The organism is Flavimobilis sp. BM9 (assembly GCF_058313055.1).
The window spans coordinates 1-236 of the sequence record NZ_JBZEMO010000024.1; the positions used below are offsets into that span (position 1 = coordinate 1).

A 236-nucleotide genomic window follows, 5' to 3' on the forward strand; every position below is an offset into this window, starting at 1 on the left:
GCTGACCACCGAACTGCGCCTTACCACCCAGCGGCTGCTGGGTAACCAGGCTGTAGGAACCAGTGGAACGCGCGTGCATCTTGTCGTCCACCAAGTGGTTCAGCTTGAGCATGTACATGTAACCAACGGTCACAGGACGCTCGAACTTGTTGCCGGTACGGCCATCGAACAGCACCATCTGGCCGCTTTCTGGCAGGTCAGCCAGCTTCAGCATGGCATTGATCTCACGCTCTTTG

At 57.6% G+C, this 236-nt stretch carries 1 protein-coding gene; it reads right to left on the reverse strand.

Features of this window, described 5'->3' with window-relative positions; translation table 11 throughout:
- A partial coding sequence (locus AC4F3Q_RS13570; protein WP_491040425.1) for a hypothetical protein occupies positions 1-236 on the reverse strand: 236 nt, incomplete at both ends.